The 15,205-nt window shown below is 65.1% G+C and carries 16 protein-coding genes; 2 read left to right on the top strand and 14 right to left on the bottom strand.

Annotated elements, in window-relative coordinates:
- Positions 1–168: 168 nt before the first annotated feature.
- The 9 genes from era to WMO64_RS02910 all read right to left on the bottom strand — a co-directional run bounded on the left by era (position 169) and on the right by WMO64_RS02910 (position 6,726).
- Entirely contained in the window at positions 169–1,062 is an 894-nt protein-coding gene (gene era, locus WMO64_RS02870; RefSeq protein WP_349230942.1) for a GTPase Era, read from the bottom strand.
- A gap of 67 nt (positions 1,063–1,129) precedes the next feature.
- On the bottom strand, positions 1,130–1,384 hold the full coding sequence (locus tag WMO64_RS02875; protein ID WP_294520790.1) for a hypothetical protein: 255 nt from the start codon (positions 1,382–1,384) through the stop codon (positions 1,130–1,132).
- A 2-nt stretch (positions 1,385–1,386) separates the two neighbouring features.
- Positions 1,387–1,881 carry an rRNA maturation RNase YbeY gene (gene ybeY, locus WMO64_RS02880; RefSeq protein WP_294520793.1) on the bottom strand — a complete coding sequence of 165 codons (495 nt, stop codon included), beginning with the start codon at positions 1,879–1,881 and terminating at the stop codon, positions 1,387–1,389.
- The gene (locus WMO64_RS02885; RefSeq protein WP_349230943.1) at positions 1,878–2,369 is read right to left on the bottom strand and encodes a hypothetical protein; all 492 of its coding nucleotides are present in this window, start codon (positions 2,367–2,369) and stop codon (positions 1,878–1,880) included. Before WMO64_RS02885 ends, ybeY begins: the two co-directional genes overlap by 4 nt.
- Positions 2,366–2,887: a hypothetical protein gene (locus WMO64_RS02890; protein WP_349230944.1), complete on the bottom strand. Its 522-nt coding sequence runs from the start codon at positions 2,885–2,887 to the stop codon at positions 2,366–2,368. The genes WMO64_RS02885 and WMO64_RS02890 overlap by 4 nt, the downstream gene beginning before the upstream one ends.
- A 2-nt stretch (positions 2,888–2,889) precedes the next feature.
- Entirely contained in the window at positions 2,890–3,858 is a 969-nt protein-coding gene (locus WMO64_RS02895; RefSeq protein WP_294520800.1) for a PhoH family protein, read from the bottom strand.
- 42 nt (positions 3,859–3,900) lie between these two features.
- A complete protein-coding gene (locus WMO64_RS02900; protein ID WP_349230945.1) occupies positions 3,901–5,151 on the bottom strand; it encodes a sporulation protein YqfD in 1,251 nt (416 codons plus the stop codon).
- A gap of 18 nt (positions 5,152–5,169) precedes the next feature.
- A complete protein-coding gene (locus WMO64_RS02905; RefSeq protein WP_294520807.1) occupies positions 5,170–5,451 on the bottom strand; it encodes a YabP/YqfC family sporulation protein in 282 nt (93 codons plus the stop codon).
- 105 nt (positions 5,452–5,556) lie between these two features.
- Complete coding sequence (locus WMO64_RS02910; RefSeq protein WP_349230946.1) at positions 5,557–6,726, bottom strand: CCA tRNA nucleotidyltransferase; 1,170 nt, start codon at positions 6,724–6,726, stop codon at positions 5,557–5,559.
- 161 nt (positions 6,727–6,887) lie between these two features.
- On the opposite strand from WMO64_RS02910, the gene murC reads away from it, so the two are divergent.
- Positions 6,888–8,264, top strand: a complete 1,377-nt coding sequence (murC, locus tag WMO64_RS02915; RefSeq protein WP_349230947.1) for a UDP-N-acetylmuramate--L-alanine ligase — start codon at positions 6,888–6,890, stop codon at positions 8,262–8,264.
- 75 nt (positions 8,265–8,339) lie between these two features.
- Here the strand turns inward: murC and WMO64_RS02920 are convergent, their stop codons facing one another.
- The 3 genes from WMO64_RS02920 to WMO64_RS02930 form a co-directional block, all read right to left on the bottom strand.
- Positions 8,340–9,770: a hypothetical protein gene (locus WMO64_RS02920; RefSeq protein ID WP_349230948.1), complete on the bottom strand. Its 1,431-nt coding sequence runs from the start codon at positions 9,768–9,770 to the stop codon at positions 8,340–8,342.
- A complete protein-coding gene (locus WMO64_RS02925; protein WP_294520819.1) occupies positions 9,767–10,312 on the bottom strand; it encodes an RNA polymerase sigma factor in 546 nt (181 codons plus the stop codon). The genes WMO64_RS02920 and WMO64_RS02925 overlap by 4 nt, the downstream gene beginning before the upstream one ends.
- 90 nt (positions 10,313–10,402) lie before the next feature.
- Positions 10,403–11,065 (bottom strand): Crp/Fnr family transcriptional regulator, encoded by a 663-nt coding sequence (locus tag WMO64_RS02930; protein ID WP_349230949.1) that lies wholly within the window; start codon positions 11,063–11,065, stop codon positions 10,403–10,405.
- A gap of 87 nt (positions 11,066–11,152) precedes the next feature.
- Between WMO64_RS02930 and WMO64_RS02935 the strand changes: the two genes are divergently transcribed.
- Positions 11,153–11,866 carry an ATP-binding protein gene (locus WMO64_RS02935; protein ID WP_294520826.1) on the top strand — a complete coding sequence of 238 codons (714 nt, stop codon included), beginning with the start codon at positions 11,153–11,155 and terminating at the stop codon, positions 11,864–11,866.
- Between the two features lie 96 nt (positions 11,867–11,962).
- On the opposite strand, the gene WMO64_RS02940 is transcribed toward WMO64_RS02935, so the two are convergent.
- Positions 11,963–14,491: an ATP-dependent Clp protease ATP-binding subunit gene (locus WMO64_RS02940; protein WP_435412044.1), complete on the bottom strand. Its 2,529-nt coding sequence runs from the start codon at positions 14,489–14,491 to the stop codon at positions 11,963–11,965.
- A 149-nt stretch (positions 14,492–14,640) separates the two neighbouring features.
- Positions 14,641–15,174, bottom strand: coding sequence for a CDP-alcohol phosphatidyltransferase family protein (locus WMO64_RS02945; RefSeq protein WP_294520832.1), 534 nt, complete (start codon positions 15,172–15,174; stop codon positions 14,641–14,643).
- Positions 15,175–15,205: the final 31 nt, after the last annotated feature.

Here is a 15,205-nt window from a genome sequence, read left to right on the forward strand (position 1 = left end):
GGGCGTACAGGCTGTACGCCTCAGGCAGTCCGGTGGCAAGAAACAGCCGCCACATGGTCTCCCAGTCCATAATCCAAGCCCCCTCGTCCATAGCTTGGCCCGGAGCGCCCGGTTTATGAACGGTAAATTTTGCGGCAGAGCGTCGAAAAGGCAAATTTCAAGGCTCTCTTACTCGTCCCGGTAGCCGAAGTTCTGGATGAGATTCAGATTGTCTCTCCAGTTCTCCTTCACTTTTACCCAGGTCTGGAGGAACACCTTGGTGCCCATGAAGCGCTCGATGTCCTGCCGGGCCAGGGTGGAGATCTTCTTGAGCATGGCGCCGCCCTTGCCGATGATGATGCCCTTGTGGGAGTCCTTCTCGCAGTAGATGGTGGCGTCCATCTCGATGACCTCATCGTCCCGCTCCACAAACCGGGTGACCTCCACGGCGGTGCCGTGGGGGATCTCCTTGTCCAGGCACAGGAGCAGCTTCTCCCGGACGATCTCGGCGCACACCTGCCGCTCGGGCTGGTCGGTGACCATGTCCTCGGGGAAGAGCTGGGGACCCTCGGGCAGGAACTCGCCCAGCACCTGGAGCAGGTCCTCCAGGCCCTCGCCGTTCTTGGCGGAGATGGGCAGGATGGCGTTGAAGCTGTGCTTCTCGCCGTAGGCCTGCATGACCGCCAGCAGCTCGTCCTTCTTCACGGTGTCGATCTTGTTAATGACCAGCACGGAGGGCACGCCCAGGCCTTTGATGCGCTGGATGAGTTCCTCCTCCGGCCCGCCCACATGGGGGATGGGCTCCACCAGCAGCATGACCGCGTCCACGTCGGCCACGCTGTCCCGCACCACCTTCACCATGTAGTCGCCCAGACGGGTCCGGGCCCGGTGGAGGCCCGGCGTGTCCATAAACACGAACTGGCACTCCCCCCGGTTGAGCACGGCGCAGATGCGGTTGCGGGTGGTCTGGGGCTTGTTGGTGACGATGGCGATCTTCTCGCCCACCAGGGCGTTGGTCAGGGTGGACTTGCCCACATTGGGCCGCCCCACAATGGCGATCATGCCGGATTTTTTGATTTCCATAGGTTATCCTCAACTTTCTTGAGCAATTTTATTCCTATGCGGCTTGTTTTTTTACAGGCCGCATATTTTACTGTTTGTCCTGCTTCTCCAGCAGGGCGCGAATGGCGGAGAGCTCCTCCTTCAGCTCGGAGTGCTCCTTCTCCCGCTTTTCCCGCTCGGCCGCAGCCGCACCCACCACGATGCCCGGCAGGGCCATGAGGAGAAGCAGCATCACCATCTGGAGCAGGCCGTTTCCCCCGCCCAGGCCGCTCAGCACCATGAGGATGAGATAACAGAGGGCGACGGAGAGCAATCCTCCGCCGATGATGTATCCGTACCGCATGATTACCCCTCCTGTCCTCTGGTGATTCCCAGCTGCTCCAGGATGGCCTCCTCACGCGCCCGCATCTGGGCCTTCATGGGGCCCTCGTCCATGTGGTCGTACCCCAGCAGGTGGAGCACCGAATGGACGGCCAGATAGGCCACCTCCCGGCGGGTGCCGTGGCCGTACTCCTCCCCCTGGGCTTTGGCACGCTCCAGAGAGATGACCATGTCCCCCAGAGGCACCAGTCCGGTGCCCGGGTCGGCGTCCTCCTCGGTGGGATGCTCCCCGGGCCGGAGGTCGAACATGGGGAAGGAGAGCACGTCGGTGGGACGGTCCACGTCCCGCTGCTCCAGGTTGATCTGGTGGATGCCCTCGTCGTCGGTGAAGAGCACGTCCACCTCCCAGGGCACCGCCACCCCCTCCGCCTCCAGGGCGGCGGGAATGACCTGCCGCAGCAGGTCGGCGTAGGGCTCAGCGCCCTCCACCTCAGTCTCAATAATCAGTTCATGGTTCACGGAGCATCCTCCTTCTTTTTCTTTGGGCTGTCCACATGTTCGTCCAGCACCCAGGGCAGGTACAGGGTACAGTCCAGGTCAAAGTGGGGCAGCGGAAATTCCGGCTCCACCGGGAAGGTCTCGTGGCCCAGTATCATACTACCCCAGGGCAGATTCACCAGCGGCCCCCAATCGGGGCCGTTGTCCTTCCCGGCGGGTCTGTCCAGAATGGTTCCCGCCACACGCCAGGAGAGCTCATAGAGCAGCCCCTTCTCCCGCCAGTTCTCCTCGTGGTAGAGCTCGCACACATAGGTGGCCTTCTCCGGCGGGATGGACAGGCTGTCCAGAATGGCCAGCAACTCCTCCGGCAGCTTCCGCGCCCGGGCCAAAGCCACGAAATTGCGGCAGTGGCCGCATTCACAGTCCCAGGGCTCCGCCTGGGCGTAATAATCCCGTGTGGCGGACTCATCCACCTCCACCGTATAGCCGAACCATTCAAAACGTGTCACTGCCCCATCGCCGCCTCCCTATAGGCCTGGGCGGCCTCCCAGAACGCTACCGCGTAATAGATGGCCGCCGCAAAGGTGAGCACCAGGCCGGCCAGAGCCAGTCCGGGGACGAAGAAGATCAGCGCGTAGGCCACAATGATGCCGCCCAGCATGACCTTCCAGCCCGCCAGAAGTCCGGCGCTCCTCATGTCCCGGTTGTAGACCGCCTCCAGCTCCCGGACGCCCTCCACAATGCGGTAGGTGACCAGCAGCTGAAGGCAGACCCCCGCGATAGTCAGCGCCACTTCAATAACCGCCATGGCGATTGTCACATTCAAGAGCTGCTTCAGCCACATCAGACCGGTAAAGACGGCCGCGCCCACGGTCAGGCTCCTGATGTTCTGGAAGGTCCCGCTCTCAGGCACCTCGCCCAGGCCGGACCAGATCAGCAGATAGCCCACCCAGGCCGGGGTGACACACAGCCGCCCCAGGTTGATATCAATGAACAGAAACAGCAGCCCCCAGAACATCTTCTTCATGGTCAGCGCCCCTCCTTCTCTCTGGCACGCTTGGCGTTGCGGCGGTTCTCGTCCTCTTCGTATGCCTTGATGATCCGCTGGACAATGACGTGGCGCACCACGTCGGCCTGGCCCAGCTTGCAGATGGCGATGTCCTCCACGCCACTCAGCACCCGCATGGCCTCCTTCAGGCCTGAGACCTTGTCGCTGGGCAGGTCGATCTGGGTCACGTCGCCGGTGATGACGATCTTGGAGCCAAAGCCCATGCGGGTCAGGAACATCTTCATCTGCTCCCGGGAGGTGTTCTGGGCCTCGTCCAGGATGATAAAGCTGTCGTCCAGGGTGCGGCCCCGCATGTAGGCCAGGGGGGCCACCTCGATGTTGCCCCGCTCCAGGTACTTCTGATAGGTCTCCGGCCCCAGCATCTCAAAGAGGGCGTCATACAGGGGCCGCAGGTAGGGGTCCACCTTGCTCTGCAGGTCGCCGGGCAGGAAGCCCAGCCGCTCGCCGGCCTCCACCGCCGGGCGGGTGAGGATGATGCGGTTGACCTGCTTGTCCCGGAAGGCAGCCACCGCCGCGGCCACCGCCAGGTAGGTCTTGCCGGTACCCGCCGGACCGATGCCCAGGGTGACCAGGTTCTTCTTGATGGCCTCCACGTACTTCTTCTGCCCGATGGTCTTGGCCTTGATGGGCTTTCCCTTGGCGGTGACGCACAGCACGTCCCGGGCCAGGTCCCCGATCCGGTCCTCGTTGCCCGACCGGACCAGGGAGATGATATACCGCACGTTCTGCTCGTTGATGGTCTCGCCCCGGGCGGAAAGGGAGATGAGCCCCTGGATGGCTTTCACGCCGTACATCACGTTCTCCGCCTCGCCGGACACCTTCAGCTCCCCGTCCCGGCTCACCACCGTGACGCCCAGCTCCCGCTCGATGATGCGGATATTTTCGTCAAAGGAGCCGAAGATATTGACGGCCTCCTCCATTCGTTCCATGCTTATCGTCTGTTCAATCAAACTTCTACGCTCCTCGCTGCTTCAGCCGGAAAGGTCTTGGCCCTCCTCCGGCTGGGTTTCATTTTTCTGTTGTCCCTCATAGGGCACAAACCGCCCGATCTCCTCCCTGCACTCGGCCTGGAGCCGGACCAGGAGCATGCCGCTCTGTTCCCGGGTGGTAAAGTCCATGGAGACCACCTCTCCCTTCTCCCCCAGGGCGTCCAGCAGGTCTTCCTCCAGCTGCCCCCGGAGCAGCGCCTCCGCCGCGGCCGGGTCCACCTGGGCGGAGACGGTCTGGTAGGCCCGGACCGTCTCCCTGGTCAGGGACAGGGGCATCTCCTGTCCGCCGGGCAGACGGGCGGTCCATACGTCGCTTATTTTATCATACCTCTCATAGGAAATGCTACTGTTTCCATAAAAATTGACCCGCCAGCCCAACAGGCTCAGGGACCAGAAGGACTGCTTCTCTCCGGTGTAGGCCTTGACCTGGGCCGTCAGGGGGATCTCCGCCTCCAGGGTGCGCCAGGTGCGGGCGTACACCCGGCCCTGGGCCCGCACCTGCCGCCAGCCCAGGTCGATGCCGCTATACTGCGCCCCCTCCATGTGGATGTTGCCGGTGATGAGCACCTGCCCCTCCACCACCGTGTTCCCCTCCTCTACGGCGGGCTCGCCTCCCAGCACCTCCACCTGGGTCACAATGCCGGGCACTGCGGCCACCACGTCCCCCAGCTCCGTCTCGTCCACCACCTCCGGCGGCTCGATACGCTCCCGCACCAGCACCTCGGCCACGGTGCCCTTCAGGTTGATGGCGCACCAGGACAGATCATCCAGCTGCAGCAGCAGCTTCTGGGCCGTGGCCGCCGGGTCAATGCCAGGGCCGTACACCCCCGGGCGCACCCCCAGACGGCGCAGCTCGGTGAGGATCTCCGCCGTGGTGACGGTCTCATTGCCCGACACCTCCACGGTGAGCACGAACTGGGACAGCACGCACACAGCCGCCAGGGAGAGCACCAGCCCGGTGAGCAGGGCGTACCGCCTGCGGAACCGGGCCAGGAAAAAGGGCACGCCGCCGCTCTTCTGCCGCTTCACCTGGCAGGAGGCCCGCTCCCCCAGGGCCTGGGCCCGTTTAGCGTCACGCCGGGGGACGGTGATGGCCACCCGGCCTGTCTCCAGCCACTCCACGGCCCAGAAGGCCACGCCGTTCTGGGCGCACAGGTTCAGAAACCGCTCGGGAAAAGCCCCCTCCGCCTCCAGGCGCACGCTTCCCCGGAGAAAATTGATCACCTTCTGCATGCTCCACCTCCAGCGGCCCTATGTCAGGTCCACCCCTTCGATCTCCCCTGTGATCAGCAGCTCGCTGGCGTTCATGGCCTTCAGCTCCAGGCCCTTGCCCCGGATCTTCAGGATCAGCTTGCCGCCCGAGACGTGGATCTCCTCGGTGCCGTAGGCGAGAATCCCCTTGTGGTTCTCCATCCGCAGCTCCCGGCTGCCGGTGATCTCCACCCGGGGCAGCCCGGCCACCACGTCCCCGGGCAGGTCCAGGACCTGAGCCGTCTTTTCCAGCAGCCCTTCCCGCTTCTGCCGCTTCTCCACCGCGCCCACCTCCTCGTCCTGTTATCCATATGACAGAACCTCGCCCCATTTGCCTGTCCCATACAAAAAAGGGACGGCCATGGGCCGTCCCTCAGTCTCCCGTCTTCACTTCAGCAGTTCCCTCAGCCGCTCCGGGCGGTTGTCCTCCGGGTGGTCCAGCACGTGGTCCAGCAGCCGGCGCTGGGCCGCGCCGATGTCCGCGCCGCGGTAGCCCATGGCCAGCAGCTCCGCCCCGGACAGCGCCAGGTCCCGCACCGTCACGCAGTTCCCCTCCGCCAGGGTCTCCCGGAGCGCCTCCCGGTATGTGCCGCCGGTGCGGGCGTCCTCCATGGCAGCGGCGGCCGTACAGGCGTCCTCCCCCTGCTCCGCCAGGGCCCGGCGCCACGCCGCCCTGTCCCGGGGCATATGCTTCCCCAGCTCCGCCCCGGCGGCGCAGGCGTGGACGGTGCGGCCGTCCAGACGCAGGGCCCTGAGAAAGTCCCCCGCGTCGGTGATATCCCCCTCGTCCAACAGCAGGGCGCACAGGGCGGCCCACCGCTCCAGCGGACTGGCGGCCACCCGGTGGAGGGTGGTCAGGTCGGGCTGGGCCTCCGCCCCCACGAAGGGGGACAGCAGCCCCCAGGCGAACAGCCCCTCTCCCCGCTCCGGCCAGGGCGAGAGCAGGGTCTTCTCCAGCTCGGTGCGCACCCGCTCGGCGGACAGGCGGGCAGTCAGTCCGGCGCTCTTGCGCAGGGCCTCCGCCGTGGCGCTCTCAATGGCAAAGCCCAGCTGGGCGGAGAACCGCACCGCCCGCAGCATCCGCAGGGCGTCCTCCCGGAAGCGGCGCTCCGGCTCCCCCACGCAGCGGATCACCCGGTCCGCCAGATCCCTCCGGCCGCCGAAGGGGTCGATGACCGCCCCGTCCGGCCCCAGGGCCATGGCGTTGATGGTGAAATCCCGGCGGGACAGGTCCCCCGCCAGATCGCCGCCAAAGGTCACCGCGTCCGGGTGCCGTCCGTCGGCATAGCCGCTCTCGGCGCGGAAGGTGGTGACCTCCACCCCGCCGTCCTCTGTCAGCACGGTCACGGTGCCGTGCTTGATGCCGGTGGGCACGGTGCGGTCAAAGAGTGCCATGACCTCCTCCGGCCGGGCGGAGGTGGTCACGTCCCAGTCCCCTGGAGCGCGCCCCAGCAGCAGGTCCCGGACGCAGCCCCCCACCGGGTAGGCCTCCCGTCCCGCCGCCCGCAGACGGGCGCACAGCGCCGCCACGCCGCCGGGAATCACACTCGTATCCATGCGCCTCACCTTCTCTCCGGTATGTTTTCCGCCGTCCGCGTCTATAATGGAGACATATGGAATTGGCCTTGCCATTTTCCTTGGTTCATATTATAATATTTTTCCTGGGCAAGACCAAGTATCATTTCATATTATATTTTCAAGAAAAGGGAGTGCTCCCTGTGTCTGATTTGAATATTCACGATTATTTCGTCCCCGGCTGCCACGCCCATCTGGTGGGCATCGGCGGCGTATCCATGGCCCCCCTGGCCGAGGTGCTCCACGGCATGGGCATGGTCATCACCGGCTCCGACATGCACGAGAGCGCCACGGTGGAGCATCTGCGCTCCCTGGGCATCCAGGTGGCCATCGGCCACCGGGCCGAGAACCTGAACGGCGCCAAGCTGGTCATCCGCACCGCCGCCGCCCACAACGACAACCCTGAGATCTCCGGCGCTCACGCCCGGGGCATCCCCGTCTTCGAGCGGGCCCAGGCCTGGGGCGCCATCATGCGGGGGTACAAGAACGCCCTGTGCATCTCCGGCACCCACGGCAAGACCACCACCACCTCCATGTGCACCCACATCGCCATGGCCGCCCAGGCCGACCCCACGGTGATGATCGGCGGCACCCTGCCCCTGCTGGGGGCTGGCCACCGGGTGGGCCGGGGCGACACCATCATCCTGGAGAGCTGCGAATACTGCAACTCCTTTCTCTCCTTCTTCCCCACCGTGGCGGTGATCCTGGACATCGAGGCCGACCATCTGGACTTCTTCAAGGACCTGGCGGACGTGGAGCACTCCTTCCGCACCTTTGCCGACCTGGTGCCCGAGGACGGCGTCATCGTGGCCAACCGGGACGACGAGAACACCATGCACACCCTGGAGGGCGAGACCCGGCCCATGGTCACCTTCGGTCTGGAGGAGGGCGACGTCCACGCCGCCAACCTGACCTGGAACCGGGGCCTGCCCACCTTTGATATCATCTGGAAGGGCCAGCCCTTTGCCCATGTGTCCCTCCGGGTGCCCGGGGTGCACAACGTGAAGAACGCCCTGGCCGCCGCCGCGTCCGCCATTGTGCTGGGCATGCCCGCCAAGGCGGTGGAGGACGGCCTGTCCGCCTTCCGGGGCGCCGCCCGCCGCTTTGAGCACAAGGGCAGCTACCACGGCGCCGAGGTCTACGACGACTACGCCCACCATCCCGGCGAGCTGAAGGCCCTCTTCGCCGCCGCCAGAAGCCTGGGCTATGATCGGATCATCTGCGCCTTCCAGCCCCACACCTACTCCCGCACCAAGGCCCTGTTCGACGACTTCGTCCAGGTCCTCCAGGAGCCGGACGTGACCCTGCTGGCCGAGATCTTCGCCGCCCGTGAGGACAACACCATCGGCATCTCCTCCCGGGACCTGGCCGAGCGCATCCCCGGCTCCCGGTACTTCGCCACCCTCCCCGAGGTGACCGACGCCCTGGCCCAGCTTGCCCGCCCCGGCGACCTGATCCTCACCGTGGGCGCCGGCGACATCTACACCGCCGGCGAGGCCCTGGTCCAGCGCCAGGACTGAGCACGCCTGAAACGCAGAAAATGGCCCTCTGCCCGGAACAGTTGTGTTCCGGGCAGAGGGCCTTATTGTTATGGGTCACTTTTCCTGGCCGGGCAGCTCGGTGAGCCAGCCGGTGGGCACGGCGGCGCCGTCCTGGATGGCGTACATCCGGTAGCCCAGGGAGAAGCCGGTGACCTGCGCCGGGTCAATGGGCGCGGGGAAATACCAGGTGACGGCAAAGTGCCGCTCCTTCCCCGGCTCTGTCACATCAATCCCGTAGTACACCTTCCCATCCTCAACAACCCGAGTCATCCGCTCATCCAGGTCGGAGATCTGGCCCCAGCCCTCGATGTCAATCCGGGTGCCGTCGGCCAGGTAGACGCTGACCGGATAGGCGGCGGGAGTGCCGCCCTTGCTGGTCAGCTCCAGACGGAGGCTGATGGCGGTCAGGTCCACACTCGTCATGGACATGCCGCTGAGGGTCTCGGACATGGTGGCTGACCGCTGGGACAAATTTTTGGGGAAGAAGGTCAGCTCCCAGTTTCCCTCAATGCTCTCCTCGGTATAGAGCCTGATGTCCATGTCCTCCAGCTCCAGATGGGACAGGCTCTCCCTGGTAAACACATCGCTGTCGGGGAAGCTGACGTCCAGATAGCGCCCGTCCCCCCAGACAAGCTGGTTGATTCTGTAACTGAGTATTTCCCGGTTATCCAGCTTCATGAAGGGGGTGGGGTCTGCGGCACACGTTACGTCTTCCGCCATCTCATACAGGATATGGAACACGCCGTTTTCATCAAAGCCGGAGGAGGAAATCCAGATAAGGTCGGTGCCCTCCAGCTTCACCGGGTTCTGGCCGGGCAGCAGTCCCCTGGCCTCGGCGCCCGAGTTCACCGACTTCTCGGTCAGCTCCTCGTCGGTGAACAGGCGGCTGCTGCGGGCGGCGGTGCTCAGGACCTCCTCCGGGAAGGGGATGCCCGTCAGCTCCCGGAGTCCGGGCTGGAAGCTGGCAAAGGTCAGGGTCAGGCTGCCGTCCTCATTGAAATACCGGCTGGTCATCATGGGCATCTCCAGCAGGGCGGTGCGGGTCTCAGGGTCGTAGCTGATGCAGCTGGTGCCCAGCCTGCCATTGTAGGTCAGGTTCTCGCTCAGGCGGTCGCCGGTCAGGTCGGTGACCGACACGTAGGTCTTGGTGCCGCTCTCGTCGCTGAGGGCGGCCACCACGCTGACCTTCAGCCCCTGGTCGGTGACGGACACGCCGTCCACGTCCTGGACATAGGGGGCGAAGATGCCCAGGTGCTCCATCAGGGCGTCCCAGTTGGTGCCCACTGCCAGGGCGGTGCCGGTGAGGGCGATCATCGCGGCGGCCATCACGGCGGCAATGCGGATTTTCTGTCTCATATAGATGCTCCTCTCCGAGGGGTCGGCATTGAGGGCGGTGTTCACCCTGCGCCGAATGTCAGCGGGGTTGATTTCCGGGCATGGGCCGTTCAGCTCCATGTCCTTCCAGAGCCGTTCCATGCTGCTCACAGTCCTTCCCCTCCTTTCGTCAGAATCTCCCGGAGCTTTTTCCTGCCCCGGGACAGACGGATGCGGGCTGCGCCCGGGCTCAGGCCCAGGCCCCGTACCGCCTCGCTGAGTTTCTCGCCGTAGTAGTAGTGGCGGAGGAAGAGAGTCCGGTCCGGCTCTCCCAGACCGTCCACCGCCTGCCAGAGCCGCTCCGCCTGGTCTCTGGCGGCGGCGGTCTCCTCCGGTCCCTCCGCCGGGGACGGCCCGTCGTCCTCCGGCAGGGGCACGGTGGGCTTTGACCTGCGGAGGCAGTCCGTGGCCCGGTTGCGGGCCACTGCCCCCAGCCAGGGCCGCAGGCCCTGTTTCGGGTCCAGCTCGCCCACATGGGACCACAGGCTGAGGAACACATCAGAGACCACCTCCTCCATGTCCTCCCGGGTGGCGGAGGCCCCCAGGGTGCGCCAGACAATGGTACCGACATAGGCGGTATATCGGTTGATGGCCTGCTCCAGCGCCGTGCGGCTGCCCTTCTGCAGGCGGCGTACCAGCTTTTCATCCTCCATGCCGCCACTCCTCTCTTCCTAAAACCGGTTTCGCTCTGATATACGGACGGACGGAGAAAAAGGTTTCACATGGGACGAGAAATTTTTTCTCTACCGCAGCAGCCGGAAGCGGTTCTTCTCTGCCTCCAGAATCCCCTCCCGCCGCAGGGCGGACAGCTCCCGGGACAGGGCGCTCCGGTCCACACAGAGATAGTCCGCCAGGGCCTGCCGGTCAAAGGGGATGGCAAAGGAATCGCTCCCGGCCCTGGCCGCCTGGGCGGAGAGATAGGAGAGCAGTTTCTCCCGGATGGTCCGCTGGGACACATGCTCCAGCTTGGCGGACAGGAGGATGTTCTTCCCCGCCAGCACGGACAGCAGGTTGGTGACCAGACGGCTGTGGAAGGTGCAGGAGGAGGGGCAGACCCCCACCACCCGGGCGATGTCCAGCAGCAGCACGCCGCTGTCCTCCACCGCCCACACCGACACCGGCAGGGCCTCGGTTCCGGCACAGGCGTGAGCCTCGCCGAAGATGCCCGCCGGAGGCACCGAGGAGAGCACGGTTCTGCGGCCCTCCCGGTCCTCCCGGCACACCTGGAGCCGCCCGGACAGCACCACGCCCAGCCAGCGGGCGGGCTCCCCGGCCCGGAACACCGCCTCTCCCCTGCTGAATTTCCGCTCCACCGCCCCCAGGCAGTCCAGCATGGCCTCCATATCCTGCTCTGCAATTCCGGCGAAAAGAGGCGTCTTTCGGAGCACCGGCAGAAATTTCCCCATGTTTTTTCCTCCTGCGTTGCAATTGCAACAGAAAATGTGATACCAGTATAGTATGATTTCCTTACAAACACAAGGAGGGTTTTCCCTATGATTCGGAAGATTATCAAGATTGACGCGGACAAGTGCAACGGCTGCGGCGCCTGCGCGGCGGCCTGCCATGAGGGAGCCATCGGCATGGTGGACGGCAAGGCCCATCTGCTCCGCGAGGACTACTGCGACGGCCTGGGGGACTGCCTCCCCGCCTGCCCCACCGGGGCCATCACCTTTGAGGAGCGGGAGGCGCCCGCCTACGACCACGCCGCCGTCATGGCCTCCAAGGCGGCCAAGGAGAAGGCCGCTGCCGCGCCCAGCCCCTGCGGCTGCCCGGGCAGCATGAGCCGCGCCATCCGCCGTGAGGCCCGCCCCGCCGCCGCCGGTGAGATCCCCAGCGAGCTGCGGCAGTGGCCGGTCCAGATCAAGCTGGTCAACCCCATGTCCCCCTGGCTGAGCGGCGCCGACGTGCTCATCGCCGCCGACTGCACCGCCTATGCCTACGGCGCCTTCCACCGGGACTTCATCCGGGGCCGGGTGGTGCTGGTGGGCTGCCCCAAGCTGGACGAGGGAGACTACACCGACAAGCTCACCGAGATCTTCCGCCGCAACGACGTGCGCAGCGTCACCGTGGCGCGCATGGAGGTGCCCTGCTGCGGCGGCATCCAGCGGGCCGCGGAGCAGGCTGTGGCCAACTCCGGCAAGGCCATCCCCCTCACCATCTCGGTCATCTCCGCCGAGGGTGAGATCCTCCGCACCATCAGACAGTAAGAACGACAAAACGCGCCCCGCCTCAGAGTGTCTGAGGCGGGGCGCGTTTTTGGGACAAAGAGACGGGGCAAGCGGCAGCCGCTTGCTCCGTCCTGCTTATTCTCCGGTGATCTGCACGCTCTCCCCGTCGGAAAATGCGTGGAGGGTGCGGATGGGGTTGAGATAGCTCTCGATGATGCGGGTGGCGATGGGGTCCTCCAGGTCCTTCTGGATCTGGCGGCGCAGGTTGCGGGCGCCGTAGGTCAGGGAGTAGGACTTCTTCACCAGGTAGTCCAGCAGACTGTCGTCGTAGGTGAAGGTGATGCCCTTCTCGCCCAGGGTGCCCTTCAGCTCGCCCAGCATGATGCCGGCGATGGCCTTGAAGTTGTCCTCGCTGAGCCGGTTGAAGTAGACGATCTCGTCCACCCGGTTGATGAACTCGGGCCGCAGGAAGCTCTCCAGGGCCTTCATGGCCCGCTCGCGGCCCTGCTCGGCGGCGGTGCGGCCGAAGCCCACGCTGCCCGAGCCCTTGGCCTCGCTGCCCGCGTTGGAGGTCATGACGATGACCGTGTTCTCAAAGTTCACGTTCCGGCCCTGGGCGTCGGTGATGTGGCCGTCGTCCAGAATCTGGAGCAGGATGTTGAGTACGTCGGGGTGGGCCTTTTCGATCTCATCGAAGAGGATGACGCAGTAAGGCTTGCGCCGGACCTTCTCGGTGAGCTGGCCGGCCTCGTCGTAGCCCACGTAGCCCGGGGGCGAGCCGATGATGCGGCTCACCGCGAACTTCTCCATGAACTCGGACATATCCAGCCGGATGAGGGACTCGGGGGAGTGGAACATGTCCATGGCCAGCCGCTTGACCAGCTCGGTCTTGCCCACGCCGGTGGAGCCCACGAAGATGAAGGACACGGGCTTGCGCTTGGAGGCGATGCCCACGCGGCCGCGGCGGACAGCGGCGGCCACGGCCTTCACCGCGTCGTCCTGGCCGATGATGTGCTCCTTGAGCCGGTTCTCCAGCTGGGCCAGGCGCTCGTACTCGGCCTCCTGGATCTGGCTGGCGGGGATCTTGGTCCACAGCTCGATGACCCGGGCCAGATGGCCCACGGTCAGGGGCGGGGCGCACTGGGCCTCCAGCTTGTCCAGCTCCTGCTGGAGCTGGAGCTCCCGGCTCTTGATGACGGCCAGGCGCTGGTAGTCCTCGTCGCCGGTGGAGGCGTTGAGGGCGCTCCGGTCCTGGACCAGCTTCTGCAGCTCCCGCTGGAGACGGCCCTGCTCCCGCTCGTTGTCCTTCATGCCGGCCTCCTGGCCGCCGGCGGCAGCCAGGGCGTTGTACTGCTCGGTGAGCTTGCTCAGCTCCCGGCGGATCTCAGACTGCCGGCTCTCGTTGGCCTTCAGGTCGCTCTGGCGCTTGAAGTCCCGGCTGTTGGCCTCGGCCACCAGGGCCTCCCGCTCCTTGGAGATCTGCTCCAGCTCCTTTTTCAGCTGGGCCTCCCGGGCCAGATTGGCGTTGTGGAGGTTCACGTCGGAGCAGGCCTCGTCGATCAGATCGATGGCCTTGTCGGGCAGGTAGCGGTCGGTGATGTACCGCTCGCTCATGGTCACGGCCATACGGGCCATCTCGGGGGAGATGGACACGAAGTGGTACTTCTCATAGTAGGACTTGATGCCCATGATGATCTTCACCGCGTCCTCAATGGAGGGCTCCTCCACGATGACAGGCTGGAACCGGCGCTCCAGGGCGGAGTCCTTCTCGATGTACTTGCGGTACTCGGTGAGGGTGGTGGCGCCGATGACCTGGATCTCGCCCCGGGACAGGGCGGGCTTGAGGATGTTGGCGGCGTTCATGCTGCCCTCGGCGTCGCCGGCGCCCACGATGTTGTGGACCTCGTCGATGACCAGGATGATGTTGCCCAGCTTCTTGACCTCGTCGATCAGGCCCTTCATCCGGCTCTCGAACTGGCCGCGGAACTGGGTGCCCGCCACCAGGGCGGTCAGATCCAGCAGGTAGACCTCCTTGTCCTGGAGCTTGTAGGGGACCTTGCCCGCGTAGATCCGCTGGGCCAGGCCCTCGGCGATGGCGGTCTTGCCCACGCCGGGCTCGCCGATGAGACAGGGGTTGTTCTTCTGGCGGCGGTTGAGGATCTGGATGGTGCGCTCGATCTCCTCATCCCGGCCCACGATGTTGTCCAGCTTGCCTTCGGCGGCCTTCTGGGTCAGGGAGATACAGTAATTCTCCAAAAACTTCCGCTTGGGGGCCCGCTCCTTGCCGGGCTTGTCCTCCCGGGGACGGGACTCCTCCTTGGGCTGGCTGTCGCCGCCCTGGGCGCCGCCGAAGAGCTTGTTGAGGAAGGGGAACGTGGCCGTGCGGCCCTCGTCGTCCTCGTCGCTGCCGGGGTCCTCCCCCTGCGGCACCAGGCCCTCCATGCCCTCGGCGCCGCCAAAGGCGGAGAGCATCTCGTTGGTCAGGCCGTCCAGGTCCTCGTCGGTGATGCCCATCTTCTGCATCATATCCTCAACGGGCTTGATGCCCAGCTCTCTGGCGCACTTCAGGCACAGGCCCTCGCTCTTGGTCTCGCCGCCCTCGATTTTCTGGATAAAAATAACAGCCACATTCTTATGACATCTGGAACAGAGTGTAGGTTGCATATCGTTCAGCTCCTTTAAGGGGGATATTTTCTCCCCTTGGGGCCCTACTGTGCCCCGGAGAAAAAATTCTAGAGCGAAATTGTGAACTGGGTATGAATTTCTGGTAATTTACTTGGTTTTTTATTTTCCAGCCCTCCGGGCCGGCGGACTCACTTCTTCTTGCCCAGTACGCTCACGTACAGCCACAGGTAGTAGAGGAAGGCCAGGATGGTCAGGGCCAGGGCGAAGGAGATCATGCCGGTGGCCCAGCCCCGGGGGATCTGGGGAAAGAGCACCAGGGCGGCGCACACCACAAAGAACACAAAGGTGGAGATCTTGCCCAGCCAGTTGGAGGGGATCACGTCGTCGATCTTGTGGAGCATGGACAGGGCGCCCAGGCCCATGGCGGCCTCCTTGCAGAAGAAGATGATCACCGCCCAGATGGGGATGATGCCCGCCGCCGTGATGCAGACGATGACCGTAAAGGTCATCAGCTTGTCGGCCAGCGGGTCCAGAATCCGCCCCAGGCGGGTGATCTGGTTGAAGTGGCGGGCGATGTAGCCGTCGGCCACGTCGGTGACAAAGGCCAGGGCGTACACCCCGGCCGCCCAGTACCGGGCCGTGGGAAAGGGCTGGAAGAACACCACCGCGAAGACCGGCACCATGGCCAGCCGGAGCAGGGAGAGGAAATTGGGCACGTTCATCGTTAACACCTTCATTTGTGTGGAATGGCGG

This window comes from Pseudoflavonifractor intestinihominis (assembly GCF_040096055.1).
Taxonomy (GTDB): domain Bacteria; phylum Bacillota; class Clostridia; order Oscillospirales; family Oscillospiraceae; genus Pseudoflavonifractor; species Pseudoflavonifractor intestinihominis.